15 protein-coding genes are annotated in these 16,062 nt (G+C 65.4%); 8 read left to right on the top strand and 7 right to left on the bottom strand.

The genetic code is table 11. The annotated features are described in order from the left end of the window. The first annotated feature begins 100 nt into the window (after nucleotides 1-100). Nucleotides 101-601 carry a glycine zipper 2TM domain-containing protein gene (locus C8C96_RS19590; protein WP_056061711.1) on the top strand — a complete coding sequence of 167 codons (501 nt, stop codon included), beginning with the start codon at nucleotides 101-103 and terminating at the stop codon, nucleotides 599-601. Between the two features lie 70 nt (nucleotides 602-671). On the opposite strand, the gene C8C96_RS19585 is transcribed toward C8C96_RS19590, so the two are convergent. After that, nucleotides 672-1,196, bottom strand: a complete 525-nt coding sequence (locus C8C96_RS19585; RefSeq protein ID WP_121943362.1) for a peptidylprolyl isomerase — start codon at nucleotides 1,194-1,196, stop codon at nucleotides 672-674. 54 nt (nucleotides 1,197-1,250) lie between these two features. Here C8C96_RS19585 and C8C96_RS19580 point away from each other — a divergent pair, with 54 nt between their 5' ends. The 3 genes from C8C96_RS19580 to C8C96_RS19570 all read left to right on the top strand — a co-directional run bounded on the left by C8C96_RS19580 (nucleotide 1,251) and on the right by C8C96_RS19570 (nucleotide 3,443). Then, the gene (locus tag C8C96_RS19580; protein ID WP_121943361.1) at nucleotides 1,251-2,375 is read left to right on the top strand and encodes a cupin domain-containing protein; all 1,125 of its coding nucleotides are present in this window, start codon (nucleotides 1,251-1,253) and stop codon (nucleotides 2,373-2,375) included. 19 nt (nucleotides 2,376-2,394) lie between these two features. Beyond that, nucleotides 2,395-2,916 (top strand): hypothetical protein, encoded by a 522-nt coding sequence (locus tag C8C96_RS19575; protein WP_056061720.1) that lies wholly within the window; start codon nucleotides 2,395-2,397, stop codon nucleotides 2,914-2,916. Between the two features lie 251 nt (nucleotides 2,917-3,167). After that, nucleotides 3,168-3,443 (top strand): hypothetical protein, encoded by a 276-nt coding sequence (locus tag C8C96_RS19570; RefSeq protein WP_082522412.1) that lies wholly within the window; start codon nucleotides 3,168-3,170, stop codon nucleotides 3,441-3,443. Nucleotides 3,444-3,566: 123 nt separating this feature from the next. Here the strand turns inward: C8C96_RS19570 and C8C96_RS19565 are convergent, their stop codons facing one another. From C8C96_RS19565 to C8C96_RS19545, 6 genes are all read right to left on the bottom strand, one after another. After that, a complete protein-coding gene (locus C8C96_RS19565; protein ID WP_099732049.1) occupies nucleotides 3,567-4,349 on the bottom strand; it encodes an MBL fold metallo-hydrolase in 783 nt (260 codons plus the stop codon). 106 nt (nucleotides 4,350-4,455) lie between these two features. After that, nucleotides 4,456-5,553 (bottom strand): outer membrane protein assembly factor BamC, encoded by a 1,098-nt coding sequence (gene bamC, locus C8C96_RS19560; RefSeq protein WP_099729773.1) that lies wholly within the window; start codon nucleotides 5,551-5,553, stop codon nucleotides 4,456-4,458. Nucleotides 5,554-5,600: 47 nt separating this feature from the next. Continuing rightward, complete coding sequence (gene dapA, locus C8C96_RS19555; RefSeq protein WP_121943360.1) at nucleotides 5,601-6,497, bottom strand: 4-hydroxy-tetrahydrodipicolinate synthase; 897 nt, start codon at nucleotides 6,495-6,497, stop codon at nucleotides 5,601-5,603. A 30-nt stretch (nucleotides 6,498-6,527) separates the two neighbouring features. Continuing rightward, nucleotides 6,528-7,082 (bottom strand): bifunctional 2-polyprenyl-6-hydroxyphenol methylase/3-demethylubiquinol 3-O-methyltransferase UbiG, encoded by a 555-nt coding sequence (locus C8C96_RS19550; protein ID WP_121943359.1) that lies wholly within the window; start codon nucleotides 7,080-7,082, stop codon nucleotides 6,528-6,530. An 89-nt stretch (nucleotides 7,083-7,171) separates the two neighbouring features. Continuing rightward, nucleotides 7,172-7,327 carry a hypothetical protein gene (locus tag C8C96_RS25055; protein ID WP_199737500.1) on the bottom strand — a complete coding sequence of 52 codons (156 nt, stop codon included), beginning with the start codon at nucleotides 7,325-7,327 and terminating at the stop codon, nucleotides 7,172-7,174. Between the two features lie 15 nt (nucleotides 7,328-7,342). Further along, the gene (locus C8C96_RS19545; protein ID WP_121943358.1) at nucleotides 7,343-8,560 is read right to left on the bottom strand and encodes an MFS transporter; all 1,218 of its coding nucleotides are present in this window, start codon (nucleotides 8,558-8,560) and stop codon (nucleotides 7,343-7,345) included. Nucleotides 8,561-8,718: 158 nt separating this feature from the next. Here C8C96_RS19545 and C8C96_RS19540 point away from each other — a divergent pair, with 158 nt between their 5' ends. The 4 genes from C8C96_RS19540 (at nucleotide 8,719) to C8C96_RS19525 (ending at nucleotide 16,013) form a co-directional block, all read left to right on the top strand. Next, a complete protein-coding gene (locus tag C8C96_RS19540) occupies nucleotides 8,719-10,701 on the top strand; it encodes a DNA topoisomerase IV subunit B (protein ID WP_121943357.1) in 1,983 nt (660 codons plus the stop codon). Nucleotides 10,702-10,753: 52 nt separating this feature from the next. Next, a complete protein-coding gene (locus C8C96_RS19535) occupies nucleotides 10,754-11,575 on the top strand; it encodes a lytic transglycosylase domain-containing protein (protein ID WP_121943356.1) in 822 nt (273 codons plus the stop codon). Continuing rightward, nucleotides 11,572-13,929: a DNA topoisomerase IV subunit A gene (gene parC / locus C8C96_RS19530; RefSeq protein WP_116749389.1), complete on the top strand. Its 2,358-nt coding sequence runs from the start codon at nucleotides 11,572-11,574 to the stop codon at nucleotides 13,927-13,929. Before C8C96_RS19535 ends, parC begins: the two co-directional genes overlap by 4 nt. A gap of 293 nt (nucleotides 13,930-14,222) precedes the next feature. Next, the gene (locus C8C96_RS19525; protein ID WP_121943355.1) at nucleotides 14,223-16,013 is read left to right on the top strand and encodes a methyl-accepting chemotaxis protein; all 1,791 of its coding nucleotides are present in this window, start codon (nucleotides 14,223-14,225) and stop codon (nucleotides 16,011-16,013) included. Nucleotides 16,014-16,062: the final 49 nt, after the last annotated feature.

Raw genomic sequence — 16,062 nt, 5'->3', positions numbered from 1 at the left:
GCGGCATCCTCAGGCGTTGTTCCAATCTGTACGTGGGCATTGAGCTCTGGGTCGTCGGAGATTTTTCAGTGCCTGCCCCAACAACTTCTGGAGATTGAACATGCAATTCACCCGTCCCCTCGCCCTCGTGGGCACCGTGGTTCTGGCTGCTTCGCTGGCTGCTTGCGGCCACAGCCGCCCGGCACCTGCTCCGCAATACTCCGGCGGTTATTCGAGTGGCTACCAGACGGCTCCTGCCTATCCGCAGAATCAGGCAGGCACCGAATATGGTCGCGTGTCCAACATCGAGGTCCTGCAGGGCCGCAGCCAAGGCCAGACCACCGGCACTGGTGCCGTTCTGGGCGCGGTGGTGGGCGGCGTTCTGGGCAACCAGGTGGGCAAGGGCACGGGCCGTGCTGCAGCCACCGCTGTAGGCGTGTTGGGTGGCGCGGTGGCGGGCAACGCCATCGAGGGGCGCAACAACCAGGAATATGTGCAGGGATACCGGTTGTCCGTGCAGCTGGACCAGGGGGGGTATCGCGTGTATGACGTGAGCAGCCCGGGTGACCTGCGCATCGGCGATCGCGTGCGTTTGTACAACGGTCAGATTTCGCGCATGTGACCTGACACACTGCCCTCACAAACGGGCGCTCCGAGTTTCCTCGGGGCGCCCGTTGTGCTTTTGGTAGGACTTAGTGCAGCAACGAGCTGCCTGGCGCCTGGGGCTGGACGCGGAAGAAGCCGGTTCCAGCCGTGCCACGTCCGATTTCTTCTTTGGTGGCTTCGCGCACGGTCTGCACCGTCAGTTGCAGGCGCAGCGCAATGCCCGCCAGCGGGTGGTTACCGTCGAGCACGATATGTTCGGGATAGATCTCGGCCACGGTGTAGAGGGCCGTGCGGGGGGCGTCGGGGTTGCAGCCCTCGGGCAGGGCCATGCCGTCAAACGTCATGCCTTCTTCGATCTCGGCGGGGAAGAGGGCGCGGGGTTCCAGAAACAGCAATTGGTCATTGAAGTCACCGAAAGCGTCCTCGGGTTCGAGGTGCAGTGCCAGCGTGGCACCAGGGCCGTGGCCTTGCAGGGCCTCTTCGATACGGGGCAGGAGATCATCACCGCCCACCAGAAACTCCACGGGTTCGTCGAGTACGTCGAGTTCTTCGCCCAGGGTGTCTTTCAGGGTCCAGGTCAGTGCGACCACACATTGTTGGGTAATTTCCATAGGAGAATTGTCGCAGTTTGACCAACGGCCCCGCAAAAGGGCAACACTTTCCCCATGGACATTCAGCAACCCTTGGCCCTGCTCGGTGGCCTCACTCCCGCGCAATTCATGCGCCGCCACTGGCAGAAGAAGCCCTTGCTGGTGCGCCAAGCCATCCCGCAGTTTGCGCCACCGGTGCTGCGGGCCGAGTTGTTTGCGCTGGCCGGGCAGGAGGGTGTGGAGTCCCGCCTGGTGCAACAGATCAAAGGCGCCTGGAAGCTGCGCCACGGGCCCTTCAACCGCCGTGCGCTGCCTGCGTTGCAGCAGCCTGACTGGACGCTGCTCGTACAGGGCGTCGATCTGCACAACGACGCGGTGCACGCGTTGATGCAGCAGTTCCGTTTTGTGCCCGAGGCGCGGCTGGACGACCTCATGATCAGCTACGCCAGCAACGGCGGTGGCGTAGGGCCCCATTTCGACAGTTATGACGTCTTTTTGCTGCAGGCGCACGGCAAGCGGCGCTGGCGCATCGGGCGCCAAAAGGATCTGTCGCTGCGCGACGGCATTCCCTTGAGGGTGCTGGCCCAGTTCGAGCCTGAGGAGGAGTTTGTGCTGGAGCCGGGTGACATGCTGTACCTGCCCCCGCGTTATGCCCACGACGGGATTGCCGAAGGCGAGTGCATGACCTACTCCATCGGTTTTCGCGCACCGGCCCGCGCCGAGCTGGCGCAAGAGCTGCTGGTGCGTCTGGCGGAAGATGCCGGGGAGGACGACCATCCGTTGCTGTACCGCGATGCCGGACAAGACGCTGTGGCGCAGCCGGCGCACATTCCTGCCGGGCTGCAGGACTTTGCGCGTGAGGCGCTGTCGCGCGCGCTGGCCCAGCCGCTGGTGCTGGAACGCGCGCTGGGCGAGTACCTGACCGAGCCCAAGCCCAGCGTGTGGTTTGAGCCTGGTGACCCCAAGGTGATGCTGGAAGGGGTGCGGCTGGACCGCAAGAGCCGCATGATGTACGACACACAGCACATCTTCATCAACGGCGAAAGCTACCGCGCAGCGGGGCGCGACGCCACGCTGATGCGGCGCCTGGCCGATGAGCGCCAACTGTCGGCACGCGATCTGGCACGGGCCAGCGACGACGCGCTGGAGCTGCTTTCGTCGTGGTGCGATGCGGGCTGGGCCCATGCCTGGGCCGGCTGAGACTGACCAGGAGCCAGTGATGACCGATACAGCAACCCCCTCCGCCGAGCCTCTGCGTGACTTGCCCAGTGGGCGATTCAGCGGGCGTGAGGCGTTTCAGCAACTGGTGCGCGACGCCATTGCAACGGCGGCGCGGGACGGCTGGCAAGAGATTTTTATCAGCGATGCCCACTTTCATGACTGGCCCTTGGGCGAGCGTGCGGTGGTCGAGTGCTTGCAGGACTGGGCCCGCAGCGGCAGGCGCTTCACCATGCTGGCCTGCAGCTACGACGACGTGATCCGCCGCCATGCCCGCTTTGTGCGCTGGCGCGGTACCTGGGACCACATCATCACCTGCCGTCGCAGCCCGGCCGCCGACCCGCTGGACCTGCCCAGCGCGCTCTGGTCGCCGCAATGGGTGCTGCACCGGCTCGATCCCGAGCGCTGCGTGGGGGTGACCGGCAGCGAGGCCGACCGCCGGGTGCTGCTGCACGAGACACTCAACGAATGGGTGCGCAGCAAGAGCGCACCCGGCTTTCCCTCCACCACACTGGGTCTGTAGCCTGTGCCCCACTTTGGGGAGCGCCCGTTGGCATGGCGCCACGCGGCAGTCGCGCCCGGGGGGATACTGCGCAAAGTCAAGCTGGCGTAAAGCTTTCGTCAGTGTTAGTCAGTATTGACTAAATACCAATATAATCTGCGGCTGTGCCCAAAAAGGTGCAACCAAGTGCATTGTGCCAATGCGTGCATGGGCTCAGGAAGCCTGACGCCGTGGCTTTTCAAGATTCTGTCTGTCCAAATAGGAAAATCGAAATGAAGAACTCTCTCGTTCTGGCCGCCCTGATCGCTGCTGCTGCACTCGCCGCTTGTGGCAAGAAGGAAGAACCCGCTCCAGCACCCGCTCCTGTGGAAGCTCCTGCCGCAGCACCTGCTCCCGCCGCCGAGCCAGCAGCACCTGCCGCTTCCGACGCTGCTGCTCCTGCCGCCGCTGCACCTGCTGCTGACGCTTCTGCTCCTGCCGCTGACGCTGCCAAGGCTGCTGCTGACGCTGCTGCCACCGCCGCTACCGGCGCTTCCGCAGCCAAGTAAATTGCTGCAGGCTCTGGGCTGACCCCAAGGTCGGCCTGTGCCACGGCCCCGCACCGCAAGGTCCGGGGCTTTTTTTATGCCCTTCGCCAGGGTGAGACATTTATGGACGCCCGGTCCGGGCCATCAAGGGTTGACGTCGAGCCAATCAGTGCCTTCGGTGGGGCTGGCGACCTGGATCTCCTCGTCCGCCCAACCCAGCGCGGCGGCGAGCGATTGGCGGGCGAGTGCGGGGAGGTTGTTTTGCGCACTCAGGTGCGCTGCCACTACGCATCGCAGGCTGTCGTGCTGCACCGCACGCAGGATCTCCGCCGTCGCCGGGTTGGCCAGGTGGCCGTACAGCCCGCCTACGCGGCGTTTCAGGAAGGGCGGGTAGCGGGACGCGGCCAGCATGTCGGGGTCGTGATTGGCCTCGATCAACAGGGCGTGGCATCCCTGCAGCTGCTGCAGCACATGGGGGCTGGCGTGGCCCAGGTCGGTCAGCACGCCCAGGTGTGCGGCGCCGTCGGAGCACCGCAGCTGCAGCGGCTCCCGGGCATCGTGGGGCACGGTGAAGGGGCGGGCTTCGAACGCGCCCATGTCAATCGCTTCCATGTCGTGCGCCACCCGCAGCAAGCCGTCCAAGTCTGGCGCACCGAGGGCCGCGTACGTGCCCTCGCTCATCCACACGGGAATGCGAAAACGCAGCGCCACGGTCTGGGCACAGCCGATGTGGTCCGAGTGTTCGTGGGTGATGAAGAGGGCGTCCAGGTCTTCCACCTGCAACTGCGCTTGCGCCAGACGGGCTTGCAGCTGCCGGATGCCGAGCCCGCAGTCGATCAGGAGGCGGCGAACCTGGCTGCCACTGCGGCCTTCGACGACCGTGGCATTGCCGGTGCTGCCGCTGCCCAGGTTCTTGAATCGAAGCATGGCGGAGCGAAAGGGTGGGTTTGTGGCGGCCCAAAAAACCAGAGCCACCGTCCACCAGAAGGCGGAGGGGGCTCCAGAGGTGTGGGTGGCGGCCTGCGGCCGGCTTTTATTTCAGATCGTCAGCAATCACGCGCACGATGCGCTCGGCATTGGCCGAGGACTCGGGGGCGCCAGCCTCATTGAGCACCGACACGGTGGTCGACTCACCCTGGCTGCGCACCACGATGCGGTACTTGAGCGGAGGCGTTGCGGAGGTGGAGCTGAACAGCTTGCTGAAGAAGCCAGGCTCTTTCTTCACGGTGTCCGGAGCCACGTAGCGCACGAAGTACGTACCCTCATTGCGGTTGCGGTCTTCCACGGTGAAACCGGTGCGGTCCAGGGCCAGGCCCACCCGGCGCCAGGACCGGTCAAAGCCCTCGTCCAGCTGGACCACCGGCACATTGTTGACCGTGGCCATGCGGGCGGCCTGGGCACGCGCCGCGGGTGCTGCGGCCACTGCCTTGGATTGCTCCTGGCTGACGCCCAGCTTGACCATCAGGCGGCGCAGGAATTCGGTTTCGAGTTCCGGGTCGGATGGGCGGGGCTGCCAGACGGTGCTGTCCTTGGTGACGTTGCCATAGACCTCGACCATCCCGCGGTGGGTGATGTAGATCTCGGTACTGCCATTGGCATTGCGTTCCAGCCGGGTGCGGAACTTGTCCCGTTCGCCGGTCGAGTACAGGGACTCCATCAGCTTGCCGATGGTGGATCGGATGAAATCCTGGGGCAGTTTGGCGCGGTTCTCTGCCCAGTCGGTTTCCATGATGCCGACGTTGGCCTCGGACTGGGCCAGCGTGAAGCCGCTTTCCAGCCAGAAGTCGCGTACAGGCTCCCACAGCTTGTCGGCGGGGCGGTTGACCACCAGCCAGCGCTGGCTGCCGTCTCGTTCGATCCGCACGTCGCCGAGCGACAGGGCCGCCGCGTTGGCGTTGCCCGACGGCTGTGCGGCCTGGCCTGCCTGCATGGCAGCGGCAGACACCGAGCCACCTGGCATGGCGTAGCGCGAGTCGCGTGACAGCTGGGTGAGGTCCGGGGGGACTTCCAGTGACGAGCCCTTGGCGGCGCTCTTGTAGTCGATCTTGTCGCCCTCCAGAATGCTGGTGGAGCAGGCGGACAGGGCCATGACAAGAGCCAGCAGGCTCAGGCGGGTGGTAGCAGCTTTCACGCGGAAATCCTTGGGAAGTGTCTCTGAGAGCGGGCGCAAAGCCCGGATTAGATCAGGCCGCTGGTGCGCAGTGCCGACTCGACCACAGCCTCGTTGCTGCGGGCCAGGGGCGTCATGGGCAGGCGCATGGTGCCACCACACAGGCCCATGCGGGACATGGCCCACTTGACCGGGATGGGGTTGGCTTCGACAAACAGGTGCTTGTGCACCGGCATCAGCTGAAACTGGATCTGCATGGCGCGTTGCACGTTGCCGGCCAGTGCCGCCACGCACAGCTCGTGCATCAGGCGCGGGGCCACGTTGGCCGTCACGCTGATGTTGCCGTGGCCGCCGCACAGCATCAGGGCGACGGCTGTCGGGTCGTCGCCCGAGTACACGCCAAAGCCCTTGGGCACGTCACGGATGAGCCACTGGGCACGCTCGATGTTGCCGGTGGCTTCCTTGATGCCGATCACGCCGGGCACCTGGGCCAGGCGCAGCACGGTGTCGTGCTGCATATCGGCCACCGAGCGGCCAGGCACGTTGTACAGCACGATGGGCAGGTCGCCCGTGGCTTCTGCAATCGCCTTGAAGTGCTGGTACTGGCCCTCTTGGGTGGGCTTGTTGTAGTAGGGCACGACCTGCAGCTGGCTGTCGGCACCCACGCCGCGCGCGAACTTGGCCAGCTCAATGGCTTCGGCGGTGGAGTTGGCGCCGCAGCCGGCCATGATGGGCACGCGCTTGGCAGACTGTTCCACGGCCACGCGGATGATTTCGCAGTGTTCTTCCACGTTCACCGTGGGGGACTCGCCCGTGGTGCCCACCACGCCGATGCAATCGGTGCCTTCGGCGATGTGCCAGTCGATCAGTTTGCGCAAGGTGGGGTAGTCCACGCTACCGTCCTCGTGCATGGGAGTGACGAGGGCGACGATGCTGCCGGTGAGTGGCACGGAAGAAGAAGTCATGTCCGCAGTGGTAAACGGTAAAAGGGCATTCTAACTAGCCCCGGTAGACAAAAGATGTCGTGAGGGTCCACCCGCCTGCGGGAGTTCCCGTACGGCCGTGATGCGTTGCACGAAACGCGCGGGTTCGTCGATGAAGCCGTCCTCATAAGCCACCACGCGCAGGTCCTGGCATGCCTGCAGCAGTTCGCCGTGCGCGAGCAGGAACTCCGCCCGTGACGGGCGCCCCACGGTTTCGTTGCCCTGGGCAAAGGTTTCGTAGACCAGCACCCCGCCCGGCGCCACGCTGGCCACGATGGTGGGCAGCAAGGGGCGCCACAGGTAGTTGGTGACAACCACGCCGCCAAACTGGCGGCCTGCAAAAGGCCAGGGGCCGTTTTCGATGTCAGCCTGCACCAGCTCGCCCAGCCCTTCGCAGGCGGCCAGCGCCTCGGCCGACCGGTCCACGCCGACCACGGTGTGCCCCAGTTCCCGCAGATGGCGCAGGTGGCGCCCTGCGCCGCAGGCGACGTCCAGCACGGTGCTGTGGGGGGCGATCAGGTGGCTCCAGCGCCGCACCCATTCCGAAGGGACTTCTGTACCGTGCATACCGTGCATGAACTATAAAAATGATAGCTGCCTGCGCATGATCCACTAGCGCTTGCGGCCAAAAACGCTTGAAAATCCCGCCAAGGGTGTCAAAAACACGCCCACATCTGGTCGGCCAGCAGCACCATGAATTCGGGCACGGTGTACAAGCCAAACACCACCAAGCACAGCAGCACGGCCACGGCACCGCCCAGCCAGCGCACGGCACGCGGCGCGGGTTTGCGGGGCGGGGTGGTGTCGCTCATGCGGGGGCAAACGGGTCAGGCGGGTTGGGGGCTGTTGCGCGCGATCGGGCTTTCCTTGACTGGCAGGTTCACCAGCCCGGCAAAAATGCCCAGGCCGATCGCGATGTACCAGACGATATCGTAGCTGCCGGTGGCGTCATACAGATAGCCGCCCAGCCAGACGCCCAGGAAGCTGCCGATCTGGTGGCTGAAGAACACAAAGCCGCCCAGCATGGACAGGTGCTGCACCCCGAAGATTTGTGCAATGGTGGCGTTGGTGGGCGGCACGGTGGACAGCCACAGCGCGCCCATCACCGCCGAGAACACGTACACCGACAGCGGCGACAGCGGTACCAGCAAAAAGATGCTGATCGCCACCGCGCGGGCAAAGTAGATGAAAGCGAGGATGTGGCGCTTGGGCATGCGCTGGCCCAGCGTGCCCGCGATGTAGGTGCCAAACACATTGAACAGTCCGATCAGCGCCAGCGCATAGCTGGCCACCTGGGGCGACAGGCCATGGTCCTTGAGGTAGCTGGGCATGTGCACGCCAATGAACACCACCTGAAAGCCGCACACAAAATAACCCGCCATCAGCAGGTTGAAGCTGGGGTAGCGGAAGGCCTCGCCCAGCGCCTGCGCAATGGTCTGCTCGCGCTTGACCGGGGCCGCGCCCTTGAAGCCCGGCTCCCGCAGGCCAAAGGCCAGCGGCACGATCAGCAGCACCGCCATCGACAGCACCAGCAAGGCCTGCTGCCAGCCCAGGCCTGCAATCAGCCAGCCTTCGACCGGCACCATCAGGAACTGCCCGAACGAACCCGCCGCCGCTGCCACGCCCATGGCCCAGGAGCGTTTTTCGGGCGCAATCTGCCGCCCCAGCACACCATAGATCACCGCATAGGTAGTGCCCGCCTGCGCCGCGCCAATCAGCACACCGGCCGTCAGCGCAAACAGCATGGGCGTGGGCGACAGCGCCATGCCCGCCAGGCCCAGGGCATACAGGGCTGCACCGCCGAGCAGCACGCGGAAAGCCCCAAACCGGTCGGCCGCCATGCCCGCAAAAATCCCGATCACGCCCCAGGACAGGTTCTGGATGGCGATGGCCAGGGCGAACGACTGGCGCGTCCAGCCCATTTCCTGGGTGATGGGCAGAAGCCACAGCCCGAACCCGTGGCGGGTGCCCATGGACAGGGTCACGATGGCCGCGCCGCACGCCAGCACCTGGAACATGGATAGTTTGGGAGGATTCATATGCATGCGCAGGAATGTAGCCAGATTGGGCGAAACGCGCTGATACACCCGCGACCAATACAGTTGGCGGTGGGGGCGGCAGAAAATGCAGCGCTTGGCGCAGCGGTTTGAAGGGCTGGTTATTTATCCAGCTATTGCTGCGGTGCCGCACTACAATCCGCCCCATGGCAGCCAAACCCTCTTCTGTTTCCGCGAGCGAATACTCCGAAGGCTCAATCCGCGTGCTCAAGGGCCTGGAGCCCGTCAAGCAGCGCCCGGGCATGTACACCCGCACCGACAACCCCCTGCACATCATCCAGGAGGTGCTGGACAACGCCGCCGATGAGGCCCTCGCCGGCCACGGCAAGAAGATCCGCGTCACCCTGCACGCCGATGGCTCGGTCAGTGTGGAGGACGACGGCCGGGGCATCCCGTTTGGCCTGCACCCGGAAGAAAACGCGCCGGTGATCGAGCTGGTCTTCACCCGCCTGCATGCGGGTGGCAAGTTCGACAAGGGCAAGGGCGGTGCCTACAGCTTCTCTGGCGGTCTGCACGGCGTGGGCGTGTCGGTCACCAACGCCCTGGCCACCCGGCTGGAGGCCACCAGCTACCGCGAAGGCAAGGCGGCGCGCCTGGTGTTCTCCGCCGGTGACGTGATCGAGCCTTTGATCGCCCGCCCGCTGGAGGCGGGCGAGCGCAAGCAGGGCACCTCGGTGCGCGTGTGGCCCGACGCCAAGTATTTCGAATCCAGTGCCCTGCCCATGGGCGAGCTGACCCATCTGCTGCGCAGCAAGGCCGTGCTCATGCCCGGCGTGACGGTGCAGCTGGTCAACGAAAAAACCCGCGATACGCAGACCTGGCAGTACAAGGGCGGCCTGCGGGACTACCTGATGCAGACGCTCACCGGCGACCCGGTCATCCCGCTGTTTGAAGGCGAGGGTTTTGCCGACAGCGGCAACGAGAGCTTTGCCGAGGGCGAAGGGGCGGCCTGGGCGGTGGCCTTTACCGAAGACGGCCAGCCCATGCGCGAGAGCTACGTCAACCTGATCCCCACCAGCGCGGGTGGCACCCACGAAAGTGGCCTGCGCGATGGTCTGTTCAACGCGGTCAAGAGCTTCATCGAGCTGCACAGCCTGTTGCCCAAGGGCGTGAAGCTGCTGCCCGAGGACGTGTTTGCGCGCGCCAGCTATGTGCTCTCGGCCAAGGTGCTGGACCCGCAGTTCCAGGGCCAGATCAAGGAGCGCCTGAACTCGCGCGACGCGGTGCGCCTGGTCAGCGGCTTCGTACGCCCGGCGCTGGAGCTGTGGCTGAACCAGCACGTTGATTACGGCAAGAAGCTGGCCGAGCTGGCCATCAAGGCCGCGCAGACGCGCCAGAAGGCCGGGCAGAAGGTTGAAAAACGCAAGGGCTCGGGCGTGGCTGTGCTGCCGGGCAAGCTCACCGACTGCGAAAGCAGGGACATCGCCCACAACGAGGTCTTCCTGGTGGAGGGCGATTCGGCCGGTGGCAGCGCCAAGATGGGCCGCGACAAGGAAAGCCAGGCCATCCTGCCGCTGCGCGGCAAGGTGCTCAACACCTGGGAGGTGGAGCGCGACCGCCTGTTTGCCAACAACGAAATCCACGACATCTCGGTAGCGATTGGCGTGGACCCGCATGGCCCCAACGACACGCCGGACCTGAGCGGTCTGCGCTACGGCAAGATCTGCATCCTGTCTGATGCCGACGTGGACGGATCGCACATCCAGGTGCTGCTGCTCACGCTGTTCTTCCGCCACTTCCCCAAGCTCATCGAGACCGGCCACATCTATGTGGCGCGCCCACCGCTGTTTCGCGTGGATGTGCCTGCGCGCGGCAAGAAGCCTGCGGCCAAGATGTATGCGCTGGACGATGGAGAGCTGACGGCCATCCTCGACAAATGCGCCAAGGATGGCGTGGCACGCGAGAAGTGCCAGATCAGCCGCTTCAAGGGCCTGGGCGAAATGAACGCCGAGCAGCTGTGGGAAACCACCCTCAATCCCGACACCCGCCGCCTGCTGCCCGTGCAGCTGGGGGATGTGGACTTTGCCGCCACCGAAGGCCTCATCACCAAGCTCATGGGCAAGGGCGAGGCCGCCGCGCGCCGCGAGCTCATGGAGCTGCATGGCGACGCGGTGGAGATCGATATCTGACCGAGGGCTGTCCGACAGGTCTGCCATGAGGAATCCAAACAAGAATGGCGTCATGCGCTGGTGCTTATTGGGTTGTTTGCTCTGTTTTTTGCAGCAAACGGCCCATGCAGACCTGTGGGCGCATGTGGATGAGCGCGGCGTGACGCACTTTGCGTCCGAGCAGGTCGATGCGCGCTACCAGCTGTTTTTTCGGGGCAACGACTTCGACTCAACGCGGGATGCACCGGCCAATGCATCGCCCATGCCCTATGCGCTACCCGCAGCGGGTGCGCGCCTGCTGGCGTTTTTTGACATTGCGCCCGACTACAAGCGCGTCAAGCACCACCTGCGCGCTGCGTCCAGCCAACATGGTGTGGACTACGAGCTGCTGCAGGCCGTGATCGCCACCGAATCCGGCTTTGACGCCGCCGCCGTGTCGCCCAAAGGCGCCGTGGGCCTGATGCAGGTCATGCCCGCCACGGCCAGCCGTTTTGGTGTGAATGCGGACAAGAAGCGCTCGGTCGAGCAAAAGCTTGCCGACCCCGCCGTGAACGTGCCCACCGGCACCCGTTACCTGCGCTACCTGCTGGACCTGTTCCCTGGCCGCATGGACCTGGCCGTGGCCGCCTATAACGCCGGCGAAGGCGCGGTGCAAAAGGCGGGCAACCAGATACCGGCCTTCAGGGAAACCCAGAACTATGTGCGCACCGTGCTGGGCCTGTATGCCCAGCTCAAGCCCCCGGCGCCGGTGCTGGCCCAGCGTGCGCTGCCCGGTCGCGTGCGCATGGAGCTGTCGGGCGGCGCGCAGAACCGGGGCAACCTGCCGCCCACCCGCGTGGCGCAGACACCCACCGCTCCCCAGAACGTGAATCCAGAAACTGTACCCAACGAATGAGCGACCAACCCACTCTCGATTTCACCACCGCAGGCGATGACGGGGGCGACTCCCTGGGCCTGGCGGGCTATGCCCAGCGTGCCTACCTGGAGTACGCACTGTCGGTCGTCAAGGGCCGCGCGCTGCCCGACGTGTGCGACGGCCTCAAGCCCGTGCAGCGGCGCATTCTGTATTCGATGGACCGCATGGGCCTGGGCTACAGCGGCCCCACGCGCAACACGGCCGCCAAACCGGTCAAGAGCGCCCGCGTGGTGGGCGATGTGCTGGGCCGCTTCCACCCGCATGGCGATCAGTCGGCCTATGACGCGCTCGTGCGCATGGCGCAGGACTTTGCCCAGCGCTACCCGCTGATCGACGGCCAGGGCAACTTCGGCAGCCGCGACGGCGACGGCGCTGCGGCCATGCGCTACACCGAGGCCCGCCTGTCGCGCATCACCAGCCTGCTGCTGGATGAGATCGACGAAGGCACGGTCGATTTCATGCCCAACTACGACGGCAGCACGGAGGAGCCGCGCCAGTTGCCCGCGCGCTTGCCGTTCGCGTTGCTCAACGGCGCCAGCGGCATTGCCGTAGGCCTAGCCACCGAAATTCCCAGCCACAACCTGCGCGAGATTGCAGATGCCTGCATTGCGCTCATCAAGACGCCCTCGCTGAGCCAGGAAGACCTGCTCGCGCTGGTGCCCGGCCCGGACTACCCCGGCGGCGGCCAGATCATCAGCAGCGCGGGCGACATTGCCGATGCCTACCGCACCGGCCGTGGCAGCCTCAAGGTGCGCGCGCGCTGGAAGATCGAAGACATGGCGCGTGGCCAGTGGCAGCTGGTGGTGAACGAGTTGCCGCCCGGCGTGAGCACGCAAAAGGTGCTCGAAGAGATCGAGGAAATCACCAACCCCAAGGTCAAGGCCGGCAAAAAGGCGCTCTCGCAAGACCAGACCCAGCTCAAGGCCAGCATGCTGGCTGTGCTGGATGTGGTGCGCGACGAATCGAGCAAAGACGCGCCCGTGCGCCTGGTGTTCGAGCCCAAGACGGGCAAGACCCCGCAGCAGGAGCTGATCACCGCATTGCTTGCCCACACCAGCCTGGAAACCTCGGCCCCCATCAACCTCACGATGGTGGGGCTCGATGGCAAGCCCGTGCAGAAGTCGCTGCGTGTGATGCTGGAAGAGTGGATTGCCTTCCGCCAGACCACCATCACCCGCCGCAGCCAGCACCGGCTGGACAAGGTGCTGGACCGCATCCACATCCTCGAAGGGCGGCAGACCGTGCTGCTCAACATCGACGAGGTGATCGCGATCATCCGTGCGGCCGAGGAGCCCAAGGCCGCGCTCATCGCGCGTTTCAACCTCAGCGACCGGCAGGCCGAGGACATCCTCGAAATCCGCCTGCGCCAGTTGGCGCGCCTAGAAGCCATCAAGATCGAACAAGAGCTGAAAGAACTGCGCGAAAGCCAGGGCAAGCTCGAAGACATCCTGAACAACCCCGGCTCGCTGCGCCGCACCATGGTCAAGGAGATTGAGGCGGACGCGAAGACCTTTGCCGACGCACGCCGCACCCTCATCCAGGCCGAGAAAAAGGCCGTGGCCGAGGTGAAGGTAGTGGACGAGCCTGTGACCGTGGTCGTCTCGCAAAAAGGCTGGGTGCGCGCCCGCACCGGCCATGGCCATGAGGCCGCCAGCTTTGCCTTCAAGGCAGGTGATGGGCTGTACGGCACGTTCGAGTGCCGCACGGTGGATACCCTGCTGGCCTTTGGCAGCAATGGCCGCGTTTACTCGGTGGCCGTGTCGCTGCTGCCCGGTGCGCGTGGCGACGGCCAGCCGGTGACCACGCTCATCGAGCTGGAATCGGGCACGCAACTGCTGCACTACTTTGCGGGGCCAGCCAACGCCACGCTGCTGTTGTCCAACTCGGGCGGCTACGGCTTTCTGGCGGCGGTGGAAAACATGGTCTCGCGCCAAAAGGGCGGCAAGGCCTTCCTCACCCTGGGCGAGGGCGAAACCGTGTGTGTGCCATCACACGCTGCGGGCACCACGGGCAGCAAACCGGTGCTGCCGGCCACGCACGTGGCCTGCGCGTCCACGGGCGGGCGCATCCTGACCTTCGAGATCACCGAGCTGAAAACCATGGCCAATGGCGGCCGGGGGCTGATGCTGATCGACCTGGAAGACAAGGACCAGCTCGCAGGCGCGGCGGCCTACACGCGCAGCATTCGCCTCGATGGCGTGGGCCGGGGCGGCAAGCAGCGTGATGAGACGCTGGAGATCCGCAGCCTGAACAACGCCCGTGCCGCGCGCGGCCGCAAGGGCAAGGCAGCAGACCTGGGCTTCAAGCCCACGACAGTGACGCGCGTCGAGTAAGGACAGCTCACACGACGCCTCCGGCGCTGTTGCCGCGTCCTGCAGCCACACCCGAACTGCAGCATTGCCTGCGGCGCAGCGCTCGGCCGGGGCCGTATCGCTGCGTTTTTTTGCCGCTTCAATCGTCGCCGCTGCCAGTGGAGCGGGGTGCGCGAAACGGGTTTGCCGCACCCGGTGCGTTTGGCGGCGCCTCCGATCGTGCTTGGGGATGACCCTCATGCGGCCGCTCCTGGTTTGTGCAATTGTCGGAAAGCGAGCAACATCTCGTGACAAACACACTCCAGGAGACCTCCATGCCTAAACAATTGAGGATGGCCCACAAGCTGTGGCTGGCTGTGATTCTGATCGTGGTCATGCTGGTCGCCGTGGTGGGGTTTGCGGCCTACCGCTCTGCAAAAGTGCAAGCCCAGGCCGATGCCGTGAGCAAGGACATGGAGGCGCGGGTTCAGGCCGCCCTGCGCTGGTCGGGGTTGACCGAAACCAATGCAGCGCGCACCCAGGCGCTGATCGTGAGCAACGACCCAGCGGTGGAAGCCGAGTTCAAGGACGTCATTGCGGCCACGTCGGCGCAGATCAGCGAGGTGCAGAAGTCGCTCGAATCCATGGCCTTGTCCGACGCCGACAAGGCCCAGATGAACAAGATTGCGGCCGCCCGCAAGACCATGATCGATCTGCGTGGCGAGGCCCGCAAGCTCAAGAGTGACGGTCAGCAAGATCAGGCCGTGACGCTGATCAACCAGAAGTACAACCCCTCCGTGGCGGCCTACCTCGCTGCTCTGCGCGAGTTTGTGGCCCAACTGCAGAAGAACGCCGCAGAGACGCAGGTGGCGATGGCGGCCGAACGCATGCTCACCGTCAAGATCGCCGCGGTGGCCGTGGGCTTGCTGCTGCTGGCCATCATCGTGGGGGCGTATTACCTGATTGGCAGCATCCAGCGGCCCTTGGCCCAGGCCAATGGACTGGCCGAACGCATTGCAGGTGGCGACCTGAGCCTGCAGGAGTCTGTCACGCGCAGCGACGAGTTTGGCGATCTGTTGCGCTCGCTCTATGCCATGAGCAATGCGCTGGGGCGCATGGTGCACCAGGTGCGCCAAAGCACGGACAGCATTGCCATCGCCAGCGCAGAGATCGCGACCGGCAACCAGGACCTGTCGGCCCGCACCGAGCAGACCTCCAGCAACCTGCAGGAGACGGCCGCCGCGATGGAAGAGTTCACCAGCACCATCCAGCAAAGCGCGGGCAGCGCCCAGCAGGCCAGCAGCCTGGCAGCGGGTGCCACCGGCGTGGCGCGCCGGGGCGGCGAGGTGGTGACCCAGGTGGTGGCCACCATGGAGGACATCAACCACAGCAGCAAGAAGATCGCAGACATCATTGGCGTGATCGACGGCATTGCGTTCCAGACCAACATCCTGGCGCTCAATGCGGCGGTGGAGGCCGCGCGTGCCGGCGAGCAAGGCCGGGGCTTTGCAGTGGTGGCCAGCGAGGTGCGCAGCCTGGCCCAGCGCAGTGCCGAGGCAGCCAAGGAGATCAAGCAGCTCATCAGCGCGTCGGTCGAGAAGGTGGAGACCGGCTCGCGCCTTGTGTCCGATGCGGGCAGCACCATGACCGACATCGTGCAGTCGGTGCAGCGCGTGACCGACATGATCGGCGAGATCACCGCCGCATCGTCCGAGCAGAGCGCGGGGGTGTCGCAGGTCAACAAGGCGATCAGCAACCTGGACCAGATGACCCAGCAGAACGCAGCCCTAGTGGAAGAAAGCGCTGCCGCAGCACAAAGCCTGCGCGAGCAGGCCGATCACCTGGCGCGCGAGGTATCCATGTTCAAGGTCAACGCTGCCAGCTACGGGCCTGCGCAGGCCGCCATTGGGGTCGCGCGCGGCGCGGCCAAGGCGACAACCACCATGCCAGCCACCTGCAACAAGCCCGCAGCGTCCGCCACTGCGGGCGGTGCCCCTGCAGCCCGCATCAGCACTGCGAGTGCCCCGGCGGCACCGGCGAAATCGCCTTCATCATCGGCAGGCGTGAAGCAAGGCGCCAAGCACGGTGCCACGGCCGGGGCGGAAGAGGACTGGGAATCTTTCTGACACGCTGAGGTGGGTGCCCCCGGCTGCCGCAGGCCTAGGCGGCGGGACC

This window comes from Acidovorax sp. 100, assembly GCF_003688355.1.
Lineage (GTDB): Bacteria > Pseudomonadota > Gammaproteobacteria > Burkholderiales > Burkholderiaceae_C > Acidovorax > Acidovorax delafieldii.
The sequence above is the reverse complement of the archived record's forward strand: the minus strand, read 5'-3'. Positions and strand labels throughout refer to the sequence as shown.